At 62.5% G+C, this 16,822-nt stretch carries 17 protein-coding genes; 15 read left to right on the top strand and 2 right to left on the bottom strand.

Features of this window, described 5'->3' with window-relative positions:
* The first annotated feature begins 116 nt into the window (after positions 1-116).
* From ONG87_RS15435 to ispD, 7 genes are all read left to right on the top strand, one after another.
* The gene (locus ONG87_RS15435) at positions 117-1,064 is read left to right on the top strand and encodes an acetyl-CoA carboxylase carboxyltransferase subunit alpha (protein ID WP_122476555.1); all 948 of its coding nucleotides are present in this window, start codon (positions 117-119) and stop codon (positions 1,062-1,064) included.
* A gap of 210 nt (positions 1,065-1,274) precedes the next feature.
* A complete protein-coding gene (gene tilS / locus ONG87_RS15430) occupies positions 1,275-2,579 on the top strand; it encodes a tRNA lysidine(34) synthetase TilS (RefSeq protein ID WP_264381574.1) in 1,305 nt (434 codons plus the stop codon).
* Positions 2,580-2,748: 169 nt separating this feature from the next.
* Positions 2,749-4,380, top strand: a complete 1,632-nt coding sequence (locus ONG87_RS15425; RefSeq protein ID WP_122476552.1) for a CTP synthase — start codon at positions 2,749-2,751, stop codon at positions 4,378-4,380.
* A 5-nt stretch (positions 4,381-4,385) separates the two neighbouring features.
* Positions 4,386-5,231 carry a 3-deoxy-8-phosphooctulonate synthase gene (gene kdsA, locus ONG87_RS15420; protein ID WP_122476550.1) on the top strand — a complete coding sequence of 282 codons (846 nt, stop codon included), beginning with the start codon at positions 4,386-4,388 and terminating at the stop codon, positions 5,229-5,231.
* A gap of 153 nt (positions 5,232-5,384) precedes the next feature.
* A complete protein-coding gene (gene eno, locus ONG87_RS15415; RefSeq protein WP_185794270.1) occupies positions 5,385-6,674 on the top strand; it encodes a phosphopyruvate hydratase in 1,290 nt (429 codons plus the stop codon).
* Between the two features lie 98 nt (positions 6,675-6,772).
* Entirely contained in the window at positions 6,773-7,051 is a 279-nt protein-coding gene (ftsB, locus tag ONG87_RS15410; RefSeq protein ID WP_043185120.1) for a cell division protein FtsB, read from the top strand.
* Entirely contained in the window at positions 7,048-7,755 is a 708-nt protein-coding gene (gene ispD / locus ONG87_RS15405; RefSeq protein ID WP_122476547.1) for a 2-C-methyl-D-erythritol 4-phosphate cytidylyltransferase, read from the top strand. The genes ftsB and ispD overlap by 4 nt, the downstream gene beginning before the upstream one ends.
* Before the next feature lie 37 nt (positions 7,756-7,792).
* On the opposite strand, the gene ONG87_RS15400 is transcribed toward ispD, so the two are convergent.
* Positions 7,793-8,686: a LysR family transcriptional regulator gene (locus ONG87_RS15400; protein WP_122476546.1), complete on the bottom strand. Its 894-nt coding sequence runs from the start codon at positions 8,684-8,686 to the stop codon at positions 7,793-7,795.
* A 107-nt stretch (positions 8,687-8,793) separates the two neighbouring features.
* Here ONG87_RS15400 and ONG87_RS15395 point away from each other — a divergent pair, with 107 nt between their 5' ends.
* From ONG87_RS15395 to rpoS, 8 genes are all read left to right on the top strand, one after another.
* Positions 8,794-9,906: an S-(hydroxymethyl)glutathione dehydrogenase/class III alcohol dehydrogenase gene (locus ONG87_RS15395; protein WP_122476544.1), complete on the top strand. Its 1,113-nt coding sequence runs from the start codon at positions 8,794-8,796 to the stop codon at positions 9,904-9,906.
* Between the two features lie 8 nt (positions 9,907-9,914).
* The gene (fghA, locus tag ONG87_RS15390; RefSeq protein WP_122476543.1) at positions 9,915-10,757 is read left to right on the top strand and encodes an S-formylglutathione hydrolase; all 843 of its coding nucleotides are present in this window, start codon (positions 9,915-9,917) and stop codon (positions 10,755-10,757) included.
* A 121-nt stretch (positions 10,758-10,878) separates the two neighbouring features.
* The gene (gene ispF / locus ONG87_RS15385; RefSeq protein WP_122476541.1) at positions 10,879-11,352 is read left to right on the top strand and encodes a 2-C-methyl-D-erythritol 2,4-cyclodiphosphate synthase; all 474 of its coding nucleotides are present in this window, start codon (positions 10,879-10,881) and stop codon (positions 11,350-11,352) included.
* Positions 11,349-12,407, top strand: coding sequence for a tRNA pseudouridine(13) synthase TruD (gene truD, locus ONG87_RS15380; RefSeq protein ID WP_122476540.1), 1,059 nt, complete (start codon positions 11,349-11,351; stop codon positions 12,405-12,407). Before ispF ends, truD begins: the two co-directional genes overlap by 4 nt.
* On the top strand, positions 12,395-13,144 hold the full coding sequence (surE, locus tag ONG87_RS15375) for a 5'/3'-nucleotidase SurE (protein WP_122476538.1): 750 nt from the start codon (positions 12,395-12,397) through the stop codon (positions 13,142-13,144). Before truD ends, surE begins: the two co-directional genes overlap by 13 nt.
* A 35-nt stretch (positions 13,145-13,179) precedes the next feature.
* Positions 13,180-13,815 carry a protein-L-isoaspartate(D-aspartate) O-methyltransferase gene (locus tag ONG87_RS15370; protein WP_163007435.1) on the top strand — a complete coding sequence of 212 codons (636 nt, stop codon included), beginning with the start codon at positions 13,180-13,182 and terminating at the stop codon, positions 13,813-13,815.
* Between the two features lie 150 nt (positions 13,816-13,965).
* Entirely contained in the window at positions 13,966-14,820 is an 855-nt protein-coding gene (locus tag ONG87_RS15365) for a peptidoglycan DD-metalloendopeptidase family protein (RefSeq protein WP_122476536.1), read from the top strand.
* 107 nt (positions 14,821-14,927) lie between these two features.
* The gene (rpoS, locus tag ONG87_RS15360) at positions 14,928-15,932 is read left to right on the top strand and encodes an RNA polymerase sigma factor RpoS (protein ID WP_122476535.1); all 1,005 of its coding nucleotides are present in this window, start codon (positions 14,928-14,930) and stop codon (positions 15,930-15,932) included.
* Positions 15,933-16,451: 519 nt separating this feature from the next.
* On the opposite strand, the gene fdxA is transcribed toward rpoS, so the two are convergent.
* Positions 16,452-16,775, bottom strand: a complete 324-nt coding sequence (gene fdxA / locus ONG87_RS15355; RefSeq protein WP_122476533.1) for a ferredoxin FdxA — start codon at positions 16,773-16,775, stop codon at positions 16,452-16,454.
* Between the last annotated feature and the right edge of the window lie 47 nt (positions 16,776-16,822).

Below are 16,822 nucleotides of genomic sequence, written 5' to 3'. Positions count from 1 at the left end.
GGGGCGGGTTCGACCACAATTAATAAACTCGACCTGAACGCGCCGTTTCCTTTAAGGTATGGCGCCAAACGGATCAACCGGCCGGCCGCTTGGCCGTCGACCCAAGACGGATGCCTATGAACCCGAATTTTCTTGATTTCGAACAGCCGATCGCTGACCTGCAAGCCAAGATCGAAGAGCTGCGCCTGGTAGGCAACGACAATTCGTTGAACATCGGCGACGAGATCTCTCGTCTGCAAGACAAAAGCCGCACGCTGACCGAAAGCATCTTCGGCAACCTGACCAGTTGGCAGATTGCCCGGCTCGCGCGTCACCCGCGCCGCCCGTACACCCTGGACTACATCCAGCACATCTTTACCGAATTCGATGAACTGCACGGTGATCGGCATTTCTCCGACGACGCCGCCATCGTCGGTGGTGTCGCCCGCCTCGACGACCAGCCGGTGATGATCATTGGCCACCAGAAAGGCCGTGAAGTGCGCGAGAAGGTCCGTCGCAACTTCGGCATGCCGCGCCCTGAAGGCTATCGCAAGGCCTGCCGCCTGATGGAAATGGCCGAGCGCTTCAAGATGCCGATCCTCACCTTCATCGACACACCGGGCGCCTATCCGGGCATCGATGCCGAAGAGCGCAACCAGAGCGAAGCGATCGCCTGGAACCTGCGGGTGATGGCGCGGCTGAAGACGCCGATCATCGCCACCGTCATCGGCGAAGGGGGTTCCGGTGGTGCGCTGGCCATCGGCGTCTGCGACCAGCTGAACATGTTGCAGTATTCGACCTATGCGGTGATTTCGCCCGAAGGCTGCGCGTCGATTCTGTGGAAGACTGCCGAGAAGGCGCCGGACGCTGCGGAAGCCATGGGCATCACCGCCGAACGCTTGAATCACCTGGGCATCGTCGACAAGGTGATCGATGAGCCCCTGGGTGGCGCCCATCGCGATCCGGCCGCTGCCTCGGCCCTTATTCGCGCCGAGCTGACCAGCCAGCTGGACATGCTCAAGGGTTTCGACACCGAGACCTTGCTCGGCCGCCGCTATGACCGGTTGATGAGCTACGGGTTGTAAGGGCCGAGACCGCGGCGCGCCCTTCGCGGGCAGAGCCCGCTCCCACCTTCGTCCATTGTGGGAGCGGGGCGGGCGGCTGAGCCCTCTGCCCGCGAAGGCAGCACCGCGCTCTCATATGCCTGAAACGTACTTCGTTCCTTGTGGGAGCGGGTTCTACCCGCGAAGGCAGCACCGCCGATCCTGATTCATGCACCAGAAAGGGGTCGCCCCATGCGTGAACCCTCCGCCCTGGCCCAGCGCCTGAGCAACAGGCTGCAGCCTTATCTGCAAGCCCCCGCCTGGCACCTCGCCCTCTCCGGTGGCCTCGATTCCACCGTCCTGCTGCACCTGTTGGCCAGCGTGCCCAACCGTCCAGCGCTGACCGCCATTCATATCCATCACGGCCTGCAAGCGGTTGCCGACACCTGGCCTGCCCATTGCCAGGCACTCTGCGATCAGCTCGATGTGCCCTTGCAGGTGATCAAGGTTCGGGTGCAGGACGGTGCCAGCCTGGAGCAGGCCGCACGCCAGGCGCGCTATCTCGCTTTCGATGCGCTGCTCGGCGCCGCTGATGTGCTGTTCGCAGCCCAGCATCAGGACGATCAGGCCGAAACCGTACTGTTTCGTCTGCTGCGCGGCGCCGGTGTGCGAGGGCTTGCAGCAATGCCCAGGCAGCGGCCGCAAGGGCAGGGGATACTGGTGAGGCCGTTGCTCGACGAGCCTCGCGCCGAGTTGCTTGCCTACGCTCGCAACCATGGCCTGCAGTGGATCGAAGACCCCTCGAACACCGACACGCGTTTCTCTCGCAACTATCTGCGTGGCGAGGTCCTGCCCGTGATCACGGCGCGCTGGCCCCAGGCTGCCGGCAGTATCGGCAGGGCCGCCGCGCACCTAGGCGAGGCGGCGCAGCTGCTGGATGAACTGGCCGCCGCGGACCTTGCGCCTGCGCACACGGCTGGCGAACCTTCCTGGCTGGCATTGCCCAGCCTGACCCTGGCGCAGCTTCGTACCCTGTCCGAAAGCCGTCAGCGCAATGCCCTGCAATACTGGCTTGCGCCCCTGACGCGCTTGCCCGATACCCAGCACTGGGTTGGCTGGACGTCCCTGCGCGACGCGGATCCCGCCGCTACGCCCGTCTGGCGCCTGGCCGACGGCGAGCTGCACAGGGCCCACGGGCGGATCTGGTGGGTCAGTGGCCAATGGTCGCAGGCCCAGCCCCCGTCTCAGGATTGGCCAGACACCCGACAAGCCTTGCAGTTGGTCGGCAACGGCGAGGTGCATTGGCAGGGCGGCCCGTTGCCGGGGCACGCGCAGATCCGCTACCGCCAGGGCGGCGAGCGCCTGCGCCTGCCCGTTCGCGGCGAGCGTGACCTCAAGCGCTTGCTCAATGAAAGCCGGCTGCCAGGGTTCGTGCGCGATCGTTTGCCGCTGCTGTTCATCCACGACCGCTTGGTTGCCGTAGCCAACCTGCCGCTGTCTGCCATCGAAGGGCGACTGCTCTGGTCGCCGACAACCGGCGAGCAGAGTTTGAGATGAAAGGGGGAATCCGGTAGACTACGCTCCCTTCTTGATACAACTTCTGTGAACCCACCGGATTCACGGACGTTGCCGATTGCCAAACCGTTTTTGGCCGTCGGGGGCTTCGGCCTTCCTTCGCTTTCCCCGGCGGCTTCTGCCGCTTTAACGCAGACTTCTAGGGTTTTTCATGACGCGCTACATCTTCGTCACGGGCGGTGTTGTTTCTTCATTGGGGAAAGGCATTGCCTCGGCTTCATTGGCGGCCATCCTGGAGGCGCGGGGGCTCAAAGTCACCATGCTCAAGCTGGACCCGTACATCAACGTCGACCCGGGCACCATGAGCCCGTTCCAGCACGGGGAAGTGTTCGTCACCCACGACGGCGCCGAGACCGACCTGGACCTGGGGCACTACGAGCGGTTCATCCGCACGACCATGACCCAGAACAACAACTTCACCACCGGCCGGGTGTACGAGCACGTGCTGCGCAAGGAGCGCCGTGGTGATTACCTGGGCGCGACCATCCAGGTCATCCCGCACATCACCGACGAGATCAAGCGGCGCATCATCAAGGGCGCCGGCGATGCCGACGTGGCCATGGTCGAAATCGGCGGCACCGTTGGCGACATCGAATCCCAGCCGTTCCTGGAAGCGATCCGCCAGCTGCGTTTCGAGGTCGGTGCCAAGCGCGCCATGCTGATGCACCTGACGCTGGTCCCCTACATCGCCACCGCGGGTGAGACCAAGACCAAGCCGACCCAGCATTCGGTCAAGGAACTGCGCTCCATCGGCTTGCAGCCTGACGTGCTGGTGTGCCGTTCCGATCACCCGATCGACACGTCGTCGCGTCGCAAGATCGCTCAGTTCACCAACGTCGAAGAGCGTGCGGTGATTGCCCTGGAAGACGCCGACACCATCTACAAGATCCCGGGCATCCTGCACTCCCAGGGGCTCGACGATTTCGTCGTCGAGCGCTTCGGTCTGCAGTGCGGCGGCGCCGACCTGTCCGAATGGGAAGCGGTGGTCGATGCCAAGCTGAACCCCGAACACGAAGTGACCATCGCCATGGTCGGCAAGTACATGGAGCTGCTCGATGCCTACAAGTCGCTGATCGAAGCGATGAGCCATGCCGGCATCAGCAACCGCACCAAGGTCAACCTGCGCTACATCGATTCCGAAGACATCGAGAACCAGGGCACCGCCCTGCTCGAAGGCGTCGACGCCATTCTGGTCCCCGGCGGCTTTGGCCTGCGTGGCGTGGAAGGCAAGATCACCGCCGTGCAGTACGCTCGCGAGAACAAGGTGCCGTACCTGGGTATCTGCCTGGGCATGCAGGTGGCGGTCATCGAGTTCGCCCGTAACGTCATGGGCTGGAAAGACGCCAACTCCACCGAATTCGATCGCGCCAGCGGCCATCCGGTCGTCGGTCTGATCACCGAGTGGGAAGACGCCACCGGCGCCGTGGAAACCCGCACCGAAGCCTCCGACCTGGGCGGCACCATGCGTCTGGGCGCGCAGGACTGCCAGCTGGTCGGCGGCTCCAAGGTCCACGACTGCTACGCCCGCGACGTGATCGTCGAGCGTCATCGTCATCGCTACGAAGTGAACAACAACCTGCTGCCGCAACTGGTCGAAGCTGGGCTGGTCGTCTCCGGGCGCTCGGGTGACGGCGCGCTGGTCGAAGTGGTCGAGTCCAAGGACCATCCATGGTTCGTGGCCTGCCAGTTCCACCCCGAGTTCACCTCGACGCCGCGTGACGGTCATCCGTTGTTCACCGGCTTCGTCAAGGCCGCATTGGCTCAACATCAGAAGAAGGCCTGATCACCATGGCGCAGAAGATCATCCGCGTTGGCGATATAGAGATCGCCAACGACAAGCCGTTCGTGTTGTTCGGTGGCATGAACGTGCTGGAATCACGCGACATGGCCCTCAAGGTCTGTGAAGAATACGTGCGGGTGACCGACAAGCTCGGCATCCCCTACGTGTTCAAGGCCAGCTTCGACAAGGCCAACCGTTCTTCGGTGACCTCCTACCGCGGCCCCGGCCTGGAGGAGGGCATGCGCATCTTCGAAGAGATCAAGAAGACCTTCAACGTGCCGCTGATCACCGACGTGCACGAGCCTGAACAAGCTGCCGTGGTCGCCGAAGTCTGCGACATCATTCAGCTGCCCGCCTTCCTGTCGCGCCAGACCGACCTGGTGGTGGCCATGGCCAAGACCGGCGCGGTCATCAACATCAAGAAAGCCCAGTTCCTTGCGCCGCAGGAAATGAAACACATCCTGACCAAGTGCGAGGAAGCCGGTAACGACCAGTTGATCCTCTGCGAGCGCGGTTCGAGCTTCGGCTACAACAACCTGGTAGTGGACATGCTCGGCTTCGGCATCATGAAGTCGTTCGAGTACCCGGTGTTCTTCGACGTGACCCACGCCCTGCAGATGCCGGGCGGTCGCAGCGACTCGGCCGGTGGCCGCCGCGCCCAGGTCACCGACCTGGCCAAGGCTGGCCTGAGCCAGGGCCTGGCCGGTCTGTTTCTGGAAGCCCACCCGGACCCGGACAACGCCAAGTGCGACGGCCCCTGCGCGCTGCGCCTGGACAAGCTGGAACCGTTTCTTGCCCAGCTCAAGGCGCTGGATGAATTGGTCAAAGGTTTCCCGGCGATCGAAACGGCCTGATTGCGGTAAAGTAGTGCCCGATTTGTTGCGGTGACCCTTTCGCGGGCAGAGACCCGCTCCCACATCGAGCCCAGTGGGAGCGGGTCTATGCCCGCGAGGGGATCGCTAAAGCCCAAGCTGCGTCGTCTCGTCTACTTTGGAGTGTTCATAACAATGGCAAAAATCGTCGACATCAAAGGTCGTGAAGTTCTCGACTCCCGTGGCAACCCTACCGTAGAAGCCGACGTGCTTCTGGAAAACGGCATCATCGGCAGCGCCTGTGCACCGTCGGGCGCTTCCACCGGCTCGCGCGAAGCGCTGGAGCTGCGTGACGGCGACAAGAGCCGCTATATGGGCAAGGGTGTTCTGAAGGCGGTGGCCAACATCAATGGCCCGATTCGCGATGCGCTGCTGGGCAAGGATCCGGTCGACCAGAAGGGTCTGGATCACGCCATGATTGCCCTGGACGGTACCGAGAACAAGGCTTCGCTGGGCGCCAACGCCATCCTCGCCGTGTCCCTGGCCGCTGCCAAGGCCGCCGCGCAGGATCAGGACCTGCCGCTGTACGCGCACATCGCCAACCTCAACGGCACGCCGGGCGTCTACTCCATGCCTGTGCCGATGATGAACATCATCAACGGTGGCGAGCACGCCGACAACAACGTCGACATTCAGGAATTCATGGTCCAGCCGGTTGGCGCCAAGACCTTTTCCGACGCCCTGCGCATGGGCACCGAGATCTTCCACCACCTCAAGGCGGTATTGAAGGCTCGCGGCCTGAGCACTGCTGTCGGTGACGAAGGTGGTTTCGCGCCGGACCTGGCGTCCAACGAAGATGCCTTGAGCGCCATTGCCGAAGCCGTCGAGAAAGCCGGCTACAAACTGGGCACCGACGTGACCCTGGCACTGGACTGCGCTGCCAGCGAATTCTTCGAAAACGGCACCTACGACCTGGCCGGTGAAGGCCACAAGTTCGACGCCGAAGGTTTTGCCGAATACCTCAAGGGCCTGACCGAGCGCTACCCGATCATCTCGATCGAAGACGGCCTGGACGAATCCGACTGGGCTGGCTGGAAGATTCTCACCGACAAGATCGGCGAAAAAGTCCAGCTGGTGGGTGACGACCTGTTCGTGACCAATACCAAGATCCTCAAGGAAGGCATCGACAAGAAGATCGCCAACTCCATCCTGATCAAGTTCAACCAGATCGGTACCTTGACCGAAACCCTGGAAGCCATCCAGATGGCCAAGGCTGCCGGCTACACCGCGGTGATCTCGCACCGTTCCGGTGAAACCGAAGATTCGACCATTGCCGACCTGGCCGTGGGCACCGCTGCAGGCCAGATCAAGACCGGCTCGCTGTGCCGCTCGGACCGTGTTTCCAAGTACAACCAACTGCTGCGTATCGAAGAGCAGTTGGGTTCCAAGGCGATCTATCGTGGTCGCGACGAGTTTCGCGGCTAAGCAATAGATGGTAGAAAGACGACATGCGGAGCCTGGCGGATGCCAGGCTTCGTGCTATCTGGTCGCAGAGTTGAAGTTTTTTACCACTGGGTAACGTGATGCGCAGTCCTTATTGGTTGTTTCTTGTCTTGCTTCTGCTCCTGGGTGGTTTGCAGTATCGCCTGTGGGTCGGAAACGGAAGTCTCAAGCAGGTAGCCGAGCTGAAACAGCAGATCGCCGAACAGCATGCTGAGAACGAACGGCTGCTGGAGCGCAATCGCGTGATGGACGCCGAAGTACTCGAATTGAAAAAGGGCATGGAGACCGTCGAAGAACGCGCTCGCCATGAACTGGGCATGGTCAAGGAGGGTGAAACCCTCTACCAGTTGGCCCAATGAATACCTCGCTGCCAGCCTTCTGGGCAGTGATTCCCGCTGCGGGCGTAGGTGCGCGCATGGCAGCGGACCGCCCCAAGCAGTACCTGACCTTGGGTGGTCGCACGATCCTGGAACACAGCATCGACTGTTTCCTCGGCCATCCACAGCTCAAGGGCGTGGTCGTCAGCATCGCCGCCGATGACCCGTTCTGGCCCGACCTGCCCAGTGCCAGCAACGAGCTGATCCAGCGCGTTGCCGGTGGTCGCGAGCGTGCCGACTCGGTGCTCAACGCCTTGCTGCATTTACACGCCCAGGGCGCCGACGGCAGTGATTGGGTGCTGGTGCACGATGCGGCGCGGCCCAACCTTTCTCGCACCGACCTCGACAAACTGCTTGCCGAGCTGGCTGATGACAGCGTCGGCGGTCTGTTGGCCGTGCCCGCGCGCGACACGCTCAAGCGTGCCGATGCGACTGGGCGGGTTCAGCATACGGTGGATCGCAGCACGATCTGGCAGGCGTTCACGCCACAGATGTTTCGTCTGGGCGCCCTGCATCGGGCTCTGGCCGACAGCCTGGTGGCCGGAGTGGCGATTACCGACGAGGCCTCGGCCATCGAGTGGGCCGGTTTCGCGCCGAAGCTGGTGGAGGGCCGGGCGGACAACCTCAAGGTGACCCGGCCTGAAGATCTGGAGTGGCTGCGCCAGCGTTGGGCGATGCGTGGCTGAGGGGGGCGGTGGCGTCGTTCGCGGCCGATGACCGCTCCTACAGATACTCTGGCCTCTCGGCCAACCCTTCTCTGAGATAATCGACTAGCTTCCTGATCTTCGGCGACAAGTGCCGCTGTTGCGGATAAAGCCCCCACACCGCCGTGTTGGGCGGCTGGTGCGCCTCCAGCAGCGACACCAGTGCGCCGCTGCGCAAGTGTTCCAGCACGTAGTAATCAGGCAGCTGACACAGCCCGACGCCCTGCAACGCCGCGTCGAGGACCGCCTGGCCACTGTTGCAGCGCCAGTTGCCCTGCACGCGTTGCGCCTGTTCCTTGCCATCGACCTGCAGCGGCCAGATATCCGAACTGCCCACCAGGCAGTTGTGCCGCGTCAATTCCGACACACTGTGGGGCCGGCCATAGCGCGCCAGGTAGTGCGGTGAAGCACACAGGAACATCCGCCGCGGCGCCAGCCTGGTTGCCACCAGTCGCGAGTCCTGCAGGCGTCCCAGGCGGATGGCCAGGTCCAGGCCTTCGTGAAGCAGGTCGAGGGTGCGGTTGCTCAGCTCGATCTCCACGCGCAGTTGCGGGTACAGCCCCATGAAGCGCGTGACCAGCGGCACGATGAAGCGCTCGCCATAGGCCACGGCGCAGGTCAGGCGCAGCAGCCCCTTGGGTTCACCGGTCAGGTCGCTCATGGCTCGCCAGGCTTCGTCGCGACCGTCCTGCAGGCGTTGGCAATGCTGGAGGAATGTCTGCCCTGCCTCGGTCAGCGCTACCCGTCGCGTGCTGCGATAGAGCAGGCGGGTCTGCAGGCGCTCTTCCAATCGGGCGATCTGGCGACTGACGTGGGACGACGACACGCCCAGCCGCTGCGCTGCGGCCGTGAAGTGCGCGCACTCGGCGACTGCGACGAACTCGTCGATACCCTCCCAGCGGTTTTCATTCAATCGATTATCCCTGTACGGCATCAATGTTTTGCGCAAGGGGCGATTATTCCGCATCCGCCCATGAATTACACTGTTGGCAGTCCCGTTCATTTCAGGAGCAAGCATTGATGATCAAGTCCCGCGCCGCGGTTGCATTCGAAGCCAACAAGCCATTGGAAATCGTCGAGATCGACGTGGCCATGCCCAAGGCAGGCGAAGTCCTGTTGCGCGTGGTCGCTTCCGGGGTCTGCCATACCGATGCCTACACCCTGTCGGGTGCGGATCCTGAAGGCATCTTCCCGTCGGTACTGGGCCACGAAGGCGGCGCCATCGTCGAAGCGGTGGGTGAGGGGGTCACTTCGGTTGCGGTGGGCGATCACGTCATTCCGCTGTACACGCCCGAATGCCGCCAGTGCAAGTTCTGCAAATCGGGCAAGACCAACCTGTGCCAGGCCATTCGCGCCACTCAGGGCAAGGGCTTGATGCCGGACGGCACTACGCGGTTCTCGTACAACGGCAAGGAACTGTTCCATTACATGGGCACCTCGACGTTCTCCGAGTACACCGTGTTGCCGGAGATCTCGGTAGCGAAGATCGACAAGCAGGCGCCGCTGGAAAAGGTCTGCCTGTTGGGTTGTGGCGTCACCACCGGTATCGGCGCCGTGCTCAACACGGCCAAGGTCAAGCCGGGCGATACCGTGGCCGTGTTCGGCCTGGGCGGTATCGGTCTGTCGGCCATCATCGGTGCGGTCAAGGCCAAGGCCGGTCGCATCATCGCCGTCGACATCAACCCAAGCAAATTCGAGATCGCCCGCCAGCTGGGTGCAACCGACTGCATCAATCCCAAGGAATATGACCGGCCGATCCAGGAAGTCATCGTCGACCTTACCGATGGCGGCGTGGACTTCTCGTTCGAGTGCATCGGCAACGTGCAACTGATGCGTGCAGCCCTCGAATGCTGCCACAAGGGTTGGGGTGAGTCGGTGATCATCGGCGTGGCCGGTGCCGGCCAGGAAATTGCCACGCGCCCGTTCCAACTGGTTACCGGGCGGGTCTGGCGCGGTTCGGCATTCGGTGGCGTGCGCGGGCGTACCGAGTTGCCCAGCTACGTCGAAATGGCCGAGAGCGGGGAGATTCCGCTGGATACCTTCATCACCCACACCATGGGCCTGGAAGACATCAACAAAGCGTTCGACCTGATGCATGAAGGCAAGAGCATTCGTTCGGTCATCCACTTCTGAGGTCTGCCATGAGCCTGGAAAACCTGTCCTGCCAGAAGAGCTTCGGCGGCTGGCACAAACGCTACAAGCACCGCTCCAAGGAGCTGGGTTGCGACATGACCTTCGCCGTGTACCTGCCGCCGCAAGCGGAGCAGGGCGGCAAGTTGCCGGTGCTGTACTGGCTGTCGGGGCTGACCTGTACCGACGAGAACTTCATGCAGAAGGCCGGCGGCCTGGAGCTGGCTGCCGAGTTGGGCTTGATCATCGTTGCGCCCGACACCAGCCCGCGCGGGGCGGGAGTGCCGGATGATCCGGACCAGGCATGGGATTTCGGTCTGGGTGCCGGGTTTTATCTGAACGCCACCGAGCAGCCGTGGGCGCAGCATTACCGCATGCATGACTACGTGGTGCATGAATTGCCAGCCATCGTGGAAGCGCATTTCCCCGCGTCGGACAAGCGCTCCATCAGTGGCCATTCCATGGGTGGCCACGGAGCGCTGGTCTGCGCGCTGCGCAATCCGGGGCGGTATCGGTCGATCTCGGCGTTCTCGCCCATCAGTAATCCGATGGATTGCCCCTGGGGCCAGAAAGCGTTTTCCCATTACCTGGGCGAGGAGCGCTCGCGTTGGCGCGAATGGGATGCCAGCGTGCTCATCGCCGATGCGGCGGAACATCTGCCGCTGCTGGTGGATCAAGGCGATCGCGATGATTTCCTCGAGAGCCAGCTCAAGCCCCAGGCTCTGAGTCAGGCGGCCAAGTCGGCCGGCTATGAACTGACGCTGCGCATGCAACCGGGCTATGACCACAGCTATTACTTCATCGCCAGCTTCATCGATGACCATTTGCGCCATCATGCCAAGGCCTTGAAGTGACTGATCTGGCGCCCTCTACCCGCGAAGGCGCCAGCACAGTCACCTGCAGATGTTTTGATCCGCCCAACCTGCGCCAAAGCAGGTAGAATCACGCCCTGACTCAATCGGGGCGTTTTTTTCTATGCGTATTGGCCACGGCTACGACGTGCACCGTTTCGCCGAGGGTGACTTCATTACCCTGGGTGGCGTGCGAATCCCACACAAGTTCGGCCTGCTGGCTCATTCCGACGGCGACGTCGTACTGCATGCCTTGAGCGATGCCTTGCTCGGCGCAGCTGCCTTGGGCGACATCGGCAAGCATTTTCCCGACACCGATCCGCAGTTCAAGGGCGCGGACAGCCGCGTGCTGTTGCGCCACGTGCTCGCGGTCGTGGCGAGCAAAGGCTGGAAGGTCGGCAATGTCGACGCCACCATCGTCGCCCAGGCGCCGAAAATGGCGCCCCACATAGAAACCATGCGTGAACGGATCGCCGCCGACCTGGGCGTGGAGCTGGATCAAGTCAACGTCAAGGCGACCACTACCGAAAAGCTCGGGTTCGCCGGGCGCGAGGAAGGTATCGCCGTGCATGCGGTCGCCTTGTTGCTGCGCGCATGACCGAATTCGAATTGCTGGGTCCGCGGGCCACGGGCGACAGCCTGGGCAGCGCCGTACTCAAGGCCAGCGCCGAAGACTTCCAGGTCGACGAAGTGCTGGACATTCCCTTGGCCGGCCAGGGCGAGCACCTCTGGCTCTGGGTCGAGAAGCGCAACCTCAATACCGAAGAAGCAGCCCGCCGCCTGGCCAAGGCCGCTGGCGTGCCGTTGCGCACGGTCAGCTATGCAGGCCTCAAGGACCGCCAGGCGCTGACCCGGCAGTGGTTCAGCCTGCATCTGCCAGGCAAGGCCGATCCGGACCTGAGCGCGGCGCAGGGCGACACCCTGGCCATCCTCAAGCAGGCCCGGCACTCGCGCAAACTGCAACGCGGTGCGCACTCGGCCAACGGCTTCACCGTGCGCCTGACTGCGCTCAAGGCCGACCGGGCCGCGCTCGATGCGCGCCTTGGAGAAATCCAGCAGACCGGCGTACCGAATTATTTCGGCACCCAGCGCTTCGGTTTCCAGGGCGGCAATGTGTTCGACGCTCAGCAGTATGCCGAACGCCAGGCGCTGCCCGAGCAGCGCAATGTGCGTTCGCGGCTGCTCTCCACGGCGCGCAGTTTCCTGTTCAACCAGATACTTGCCGCGCGCGTCGCCGACGGTACCTGGAACCGCGCCCGGATCGGTGATCTGCTGGCGTTCACCGACAGCCGCAGCTTCTTTCCCGCCGGTGAAGCCGAATGCAGTGATCCACGCCTGGACATCCTCGACCTGCACCCTACCGGAGCGCTGTGGGGCGAGGGCGCATCGGTCGCCGCCGGTCGCTGCGCCGAACTGGAAAATGCCATCGGCGACCAGCACCCGGCGCTGTGTGCCTGGCTTGCAAAAGCGGGCCTGGCACAGGAGCGACGCATCCTGCGGCTGCCCATCGGCGAGCTGACGTGGCATTATCCCGAGCCTGACATCCTGCAGTTGCACTTCGTCCTGCCGGCCGGTTGCTTCGCCACTGTCGTGGTGCGCGAACTCGTCGATCTGGTGCCGACAGGGCAGACGGAAAGTCCATGCGTATTCTGATTTCCAACGATGATGGGGTCACCGCCCCCGGCCTGGCCGCGCTTCACGACGTGTTGCAGGACTATGCCCAGTGCACGGTGATCGCCCCCGATCAGGACCGTAGCGGCGCCAGCAGTTCGCTCACGCTGGACCGCCCGCTGCATCCGCAGACCTTGCCCAACGGCTTCATCAGCGTCAACGGCACACCCACCGACTGCGTGCACCTGGGCCTGAACGGCCTGCTGCCTTTCGAGCCCGACCTGGTGGTTTCAGGTATCAACCTGGGGGCCAACCTGGGCGACGACGTGCTGTATTCGGGCACGGTGGCTGCTGCCCTCGAGGGGCGTTTTCTGGGGCATACCTCGTTTGCGTTCTCGTTGTTGTCTCGCCAGCCCGAGCACCTGCCGACGGCAGCCTACTACGCGCGCAAGCTGATCGAGGCCCGAGACCGGTTGAACCTGCCGCCTCGCACCGTGCTCAACGTGAACATCCCCAACCTGCCGATCGAGCGTATCCGCGGCATGGTGCTGACTCGCCTGGGCCATCGGGCACGGGCTGCGGCGCCGATCCGCATGGTCGACCCGCGGGGCAAGCCGGGCTACTGGATCGCCGTGGCCGGCGACGCCGAAGATGGCGGCCCGGGCACCGATTTCCATGCCGTCATGCAGGGCTACGTGTCGGTCACGCCACTGCAACTGGATCGCACCTTCAACGAGGCCTTCGGCCACGTTCAAGGTTGGCTGGAGGAGCTTGGCTGATGCGCCAGAGAGACAATCAGCACCATGGCATCGGCATGACTTCGCAGCGCACGCGCGAACGCTTGATTCAGCGCCTGTGCGACGAAGGCCTGGCCAATACCCAGGTGCTCGAGGTACTGCGTCGCACACCGCGCCATCTGTTCGTCGACGAAGCACTGGCGCACCGCGCCTACGAAGACACCGCACTGCCGATCGGCCACAACCAGACCATTTCCCAGCCCTACATGGTTGCACGCATGAGCGAGCTGCTGCTGGCGGCGGGGCCACTGGACAAGGTCATGGAGATCGGCACCGGCTCGGGCTACCAGACCGCCGTGCTGTCGCAGCTGGTCGAGCGGGTGTTCTCGGTCGAGCGGATCAAGGTCCTGCAGGATCGCGCCAAGGAGCGCCTGCAGACGCTCGAGCGGCGCAACGTGGTCTTTCGCTGGGGCGATGGCTGGGAAGGCTGGCCGGCCCTGGCACCCTACAACGGCATCATCGTTACCGCAGTGGCGACCGATGTGCCCCAGGCCCTGCTTGATCAGCTTGCGCCCGGTGGGCGACTGGTGATTCCGGTGGGCGCCGGCGACGTCCAGCAACTGATGTTGATCGTGCGCGAAGAGCACGGGTTCTCCCGGCATGTTCTGGAAGCCGTGCGCTTCGTGCCGTTGCTCAATGGTCCGCTGGCTTGACCGGTGTGAGTTCGCAGAGTGAATTCTGCGCGGCGCCGTCTGTCTGACAGCGGGTCGTGGCGCAGGTACGGCCGCAGCTTGCACCCATGCGCCTTGAAGTCGAGTAGTGAAGTTGGATATTTTCTTGTCACCACAACAAAGGAGCGGCGGGTGAGCCTCACAATCATTGGGCAGCGTGCAGGTAGTTCGAGCGTCAAGCTCCTGATGCTCGGGGTTGCGATCGCAGCCTTTCTGTCCGGCTGTTCCAGCACCTCCAGCCAGGTCAGCGTGGTCGATCGCAACAACGCGGCCAAAGCGGCGCAGCGCCAGCCGGTGACCACAGGCCAATACGCAGTCAGGCGAGGCGACACGCTGTTCTCCATCGCCTTTCGCTACGGTTGGGACTACAAGGCCCTGGCTGCGCGCAACAATATTCCCGTGCCCTATACCATCCGCCCAGGCCAGGTGATCCGCTTCGACGGCAACTCGGGCGCGCCAGCCACCACCGTGGTGACCACCCAGAGCGGCGCCTCTGCGTCTTCCTCGAGCCGCACCACAGTCACCCGCCGTCCGCTCACCCCGGCACCGACCGCCACCAGCAGCGTCGCCATTCCCGTCCCTTCGCCTACCCCGGTACCCGCGGGCGAGCGCACCCAAGGCGGCTGGGCATGGCCGGCAAACGGTGTTTTGATCGGGAAATTCGCTTCAAACGGCAGTTTGAATAAAGGAATTGATATCGCCGGTGATTTGGGACAGCCTGTTTTTGCTGCGTCTGATGGTGCGGTGGTCTACGCCGGGAGTGGTTTGAGGGGCTACGGCGAATTGGTCATCATCAAACACAGCGATACCTACGTCAGTGCCTACGGTCATAACCGCAGGTTGTTGGTTCGGGAGGGTCAGCAGGTCAAGGTCGGTCAGACAATTGCCGAAATGGGTTCAACGGGGACGGACCGGGTGAAGCTGCACTTCGAGATTCGCCGTCAAGGCAAGCCCGTAGATCCGCTGCAATTCCTGCCACGTCGTTGATTTGCACTACCAGCCTGTTCCTCCACGTAGTGGGGACGGGCTCACGCGCTGCCATGGAGATTGGCGCCGCTGGAGCTTGAGGTCGAACTCAGCAAAGGACTATAACAATGGCTCTCAGCAAAGAAGCGCCGGAGTTTGACATCGACGATGAGGTGCTCCTTATGGAACCCGGCGTCGTATTGGATGTGATGTCGAACGAAGAACCTGCTGCACCTGCGGTTCGCACCAAGGCACGCAATTCCACATCGCTCAAACAGCACAAATACATCGACTACACGCGGGCGCTCGATGCGACCCAGCTGTATTTGAATGAAATCGGTTTTTCGCCTCTGCTTTCTCCCGAAGAAGAGGTGCACTTCGCACGACTTTCCCAGAGCGGCTGCCCGGCCGGTCGCAAACGCATGATCGAGAGCAACCTGCGCCTGGTGGTCAAGATCGCCCGCCGGTATGTCAATCGCGGCCTGTCCTTGCTCGACCTCATTGAGGAGGGCAACCTGGGGCTGATTCGTGCGGTCGAGAAATTCGATCCCGAGCGCGGTTTCCGGTTCTCAACCTATGCCACCTGGTGGATCCGACAGACCATCGAACGGGCGATCATGAATCAGACCCGGACCATTCGCCTGCCCATTCACGTGGTCAAGGAGCTCAACGTCTACCTGCGCGCCGCGCGCGAACTGACCCAGAAACTGGATCACGAACCATCCCCCGAAGAAATCGCCAACCTGCTCGAAAAGCCGGTGGGCGAGGTCAAGCGCATGCTTGGGCTCAACGAGCGGGTATCCTCGGTGGATGTCTCGCTCGGGCCGGACTCGGACAAGACCTTGCTCGACACCCTGACCGATGACCGGCCCACCGACCCCTTGCAGCTGCTGCAGGACGACGACCTCTCGCAGAGCATAGACCAGTGGCTGTCCGAGCTGACCGACAAGCAGCGCGAGGTGGTGGTACGCCGCTTTGGCCTGCGTGGCCACGAGAGCAGCACGCTGGAAGACGTTGGCCTGGAAATCGGCCTGACCCGCGAGCGCGTGCGACAGATCCAGGTGGAAGGCCTCAAGCGACTACGCGAGATACTCGAAAAGAATGGGCTGTCCAGCGAGTCATTGTTTCAATAGCCGCCGTTACCGCACGACTTGAACGCCCCTTTTTCAAGGGGCGTTTTTGTTGTTAGCCTAGGCGCAGTGCGATGTTGTCAGTGTTCACTGTGACCTTGTGTAAGCCTTTGGCTATTTATCCAGTCAAAGTTTTGTAAGTTGGAACTCTTGTCTATCTAACTGCACGTTCTTGAACACATTATCGAATAAACTGACACCCAAGTCAGTTTATGATGGGAATTATTCGCGGTTGTCCTGCGCACAGGATGCGTTAATATCAAGGCGTGTTCAGGGACGACACAGGTGCTCAGGATCGAGCGCCCAAAAGGGATATCGCAGTGACGCGATTCATCAGGACGATGACAGGGATAAAAGGGACAGGGAAAGGTGGGCGGCTCATTACCGCCCCTTTTTTTTGACTTTTTTTTGACTTTTTTTTGAAGTCGAGAGCGAGTGGCCAGCAGCGCCGTCCGGTGTCACGCACGCCTGCGCGGCAGGCGTGACGGTCGCAATCAGCTGGCACGAGGCAACGAGCGTGCCCTAGCGCTCCAGGTCCTTGATCTTGCCTTTCACGCCGTCGAACGCTTCAGCCTCGGGCAGCGCATCCTTCTTCTCGGTAATGTTAGGCCAGACTTCGGCCAAGTCCACGTTCAGCTGGATGAATTCCTGCATGTCCTCGGGCACTTCATCTTCAGAGAAGATGGCTTGGGCCGGGCATTCAGGCTCGCACAGTGCGCAGTCGATGCACTCATCCGGGTGAATCACCAGGAAGTTCGGGCCTTCGTAGAAGCAGTCCACCGGACAGACTTCCACGCAGTCGGTGTATTTGCACTTGATGCAGTTGTCGGTGACGACGAAGGTCATTTCTATTTCTCTCCTCAGGCGGCGGCAGCGAAGCCCTTCACAGGGCC

The sequence above is a fragment of the Pseudomonas sp. MM227 genome (genome assembly GCF_947090715.1).
GTDB lineage: Bacteria > Pseudomonadota > Gammaproteobacteria > Pseudomonadales > Pseudomonadaceae > Aquipseudomonas > Aquipseudomonas baltica.
This window is presented reverse-complemented; position numbering and strand designations above follow the sequence as displayed.

What these genes read in the sequence shown, in the direction of transcription:
- ONG87_RS15435 (WP_122476555.1), top strand. Translation starts at nt 117, where the DNA reads ATGAACCCGAATTTTCTTGATTTCGAACAGCCGATCGCTGACCTGCAA.
- tilS (WP_264381574.1), top strand. Translation starts at nt 1,275, where the DNA reads ATGCGTGAACCCTCCGCCCTGGCCCAGCGCCTGAGCAACAGGCTGCAG.
- ONG87_RS15425 (WP_122476552.1), top strand. Translation starts at nt 2,749, where the DNA reads ATGACGCGCTACATCTTCGTCACGGGCGGTGTTGTTTCTTCATTGGGG.
- kdsA (WP_122476550.1), top strand. Translation starts at nt 4,386, where the DNA reads ATGGCGCAGAAGATCATCCGCGTTGGCGATATAGAGATCGCCAACGAC.
- eno (WP_185794270.1), top strand. Translation starts at nt 5,385, where the DNA reads ATGGCAAAAATCGTCGACATCAAAGGTCGTGAAGTTCTCGACTCCCGT.
- ftsB (WP_043185120.1), top strand. Translation starts at nt 6,773, where the DNA reads ATGCGCAGTCCTTATTGGTTGTTTCTTGTCTTGCTTCTGCTCCTGGGT.
- ispD (WP_122476547.1), top strand. Translation starts at nt 7,048, where the DNA reads ATGAATACCTCGCTGCCAGCCTTCTGGGCAGTGATTCCCGCTGCGGGC.
- ONG87_RS15395 (WP_122476544.1), top strand. Translation starts at nt 8,794, where the DNA reads ATGATCAAGTCCCGCGCCGCGGTTGCATTCGAAGCCAACAAGCCATTG.
- fghA (WP_122476543.1), top strand. Translation starts at nt 9,915, where the DNA reads ATGAGCCTGGAAAACCTGTCCTGCCAGAAGAGCTTCGGCGGCTGGCAC.
- ispF (WP_122476541.1), top strand. Translation starts at nt 10,879, where the DNA reads ATGCGTATTGGCCACGGCTACGACGTGCACCGTTTCGCCGAGGGTGAC.
- truD (WP_122476540.1), top strand. Translation starts at nt 11,349, where the DNA reads ATGACCGAATTCGAATTGCTGGGTCCGCGGGCCACGGGCGACAGCCTG.
- surE (WP_122476538.1), top strand. Translation starts at nt 12,395, where the DNA reads ATGCGTATTCTGATTTCCAACGATGATGGGGTCACCGCCCCCGGCCTG.
- ONG87_RS15370 (WP_163007435.1), top strand. Translation starts at nt 13,180, where the DNA reads ATGACTTCGCAGCGCACGCGCGAACGCTTGATTCAGCGCCTGTGCGAC.
- rpoS (WP_122476535.1), top strand. Translation starts at nt 14,928, where the DNA reads ATGGCTCTCAGCAAAGAAGCGCCGGAGTTTGACATCGACGATGAGGTG.
- fdxA (WP_122476533.1), bottom strand. Translation starts at nt 16,775, where the DNA reads ATGACCTTCGTCGTCACCGACAACTGCATCAAGTGCAAATACACCGAC.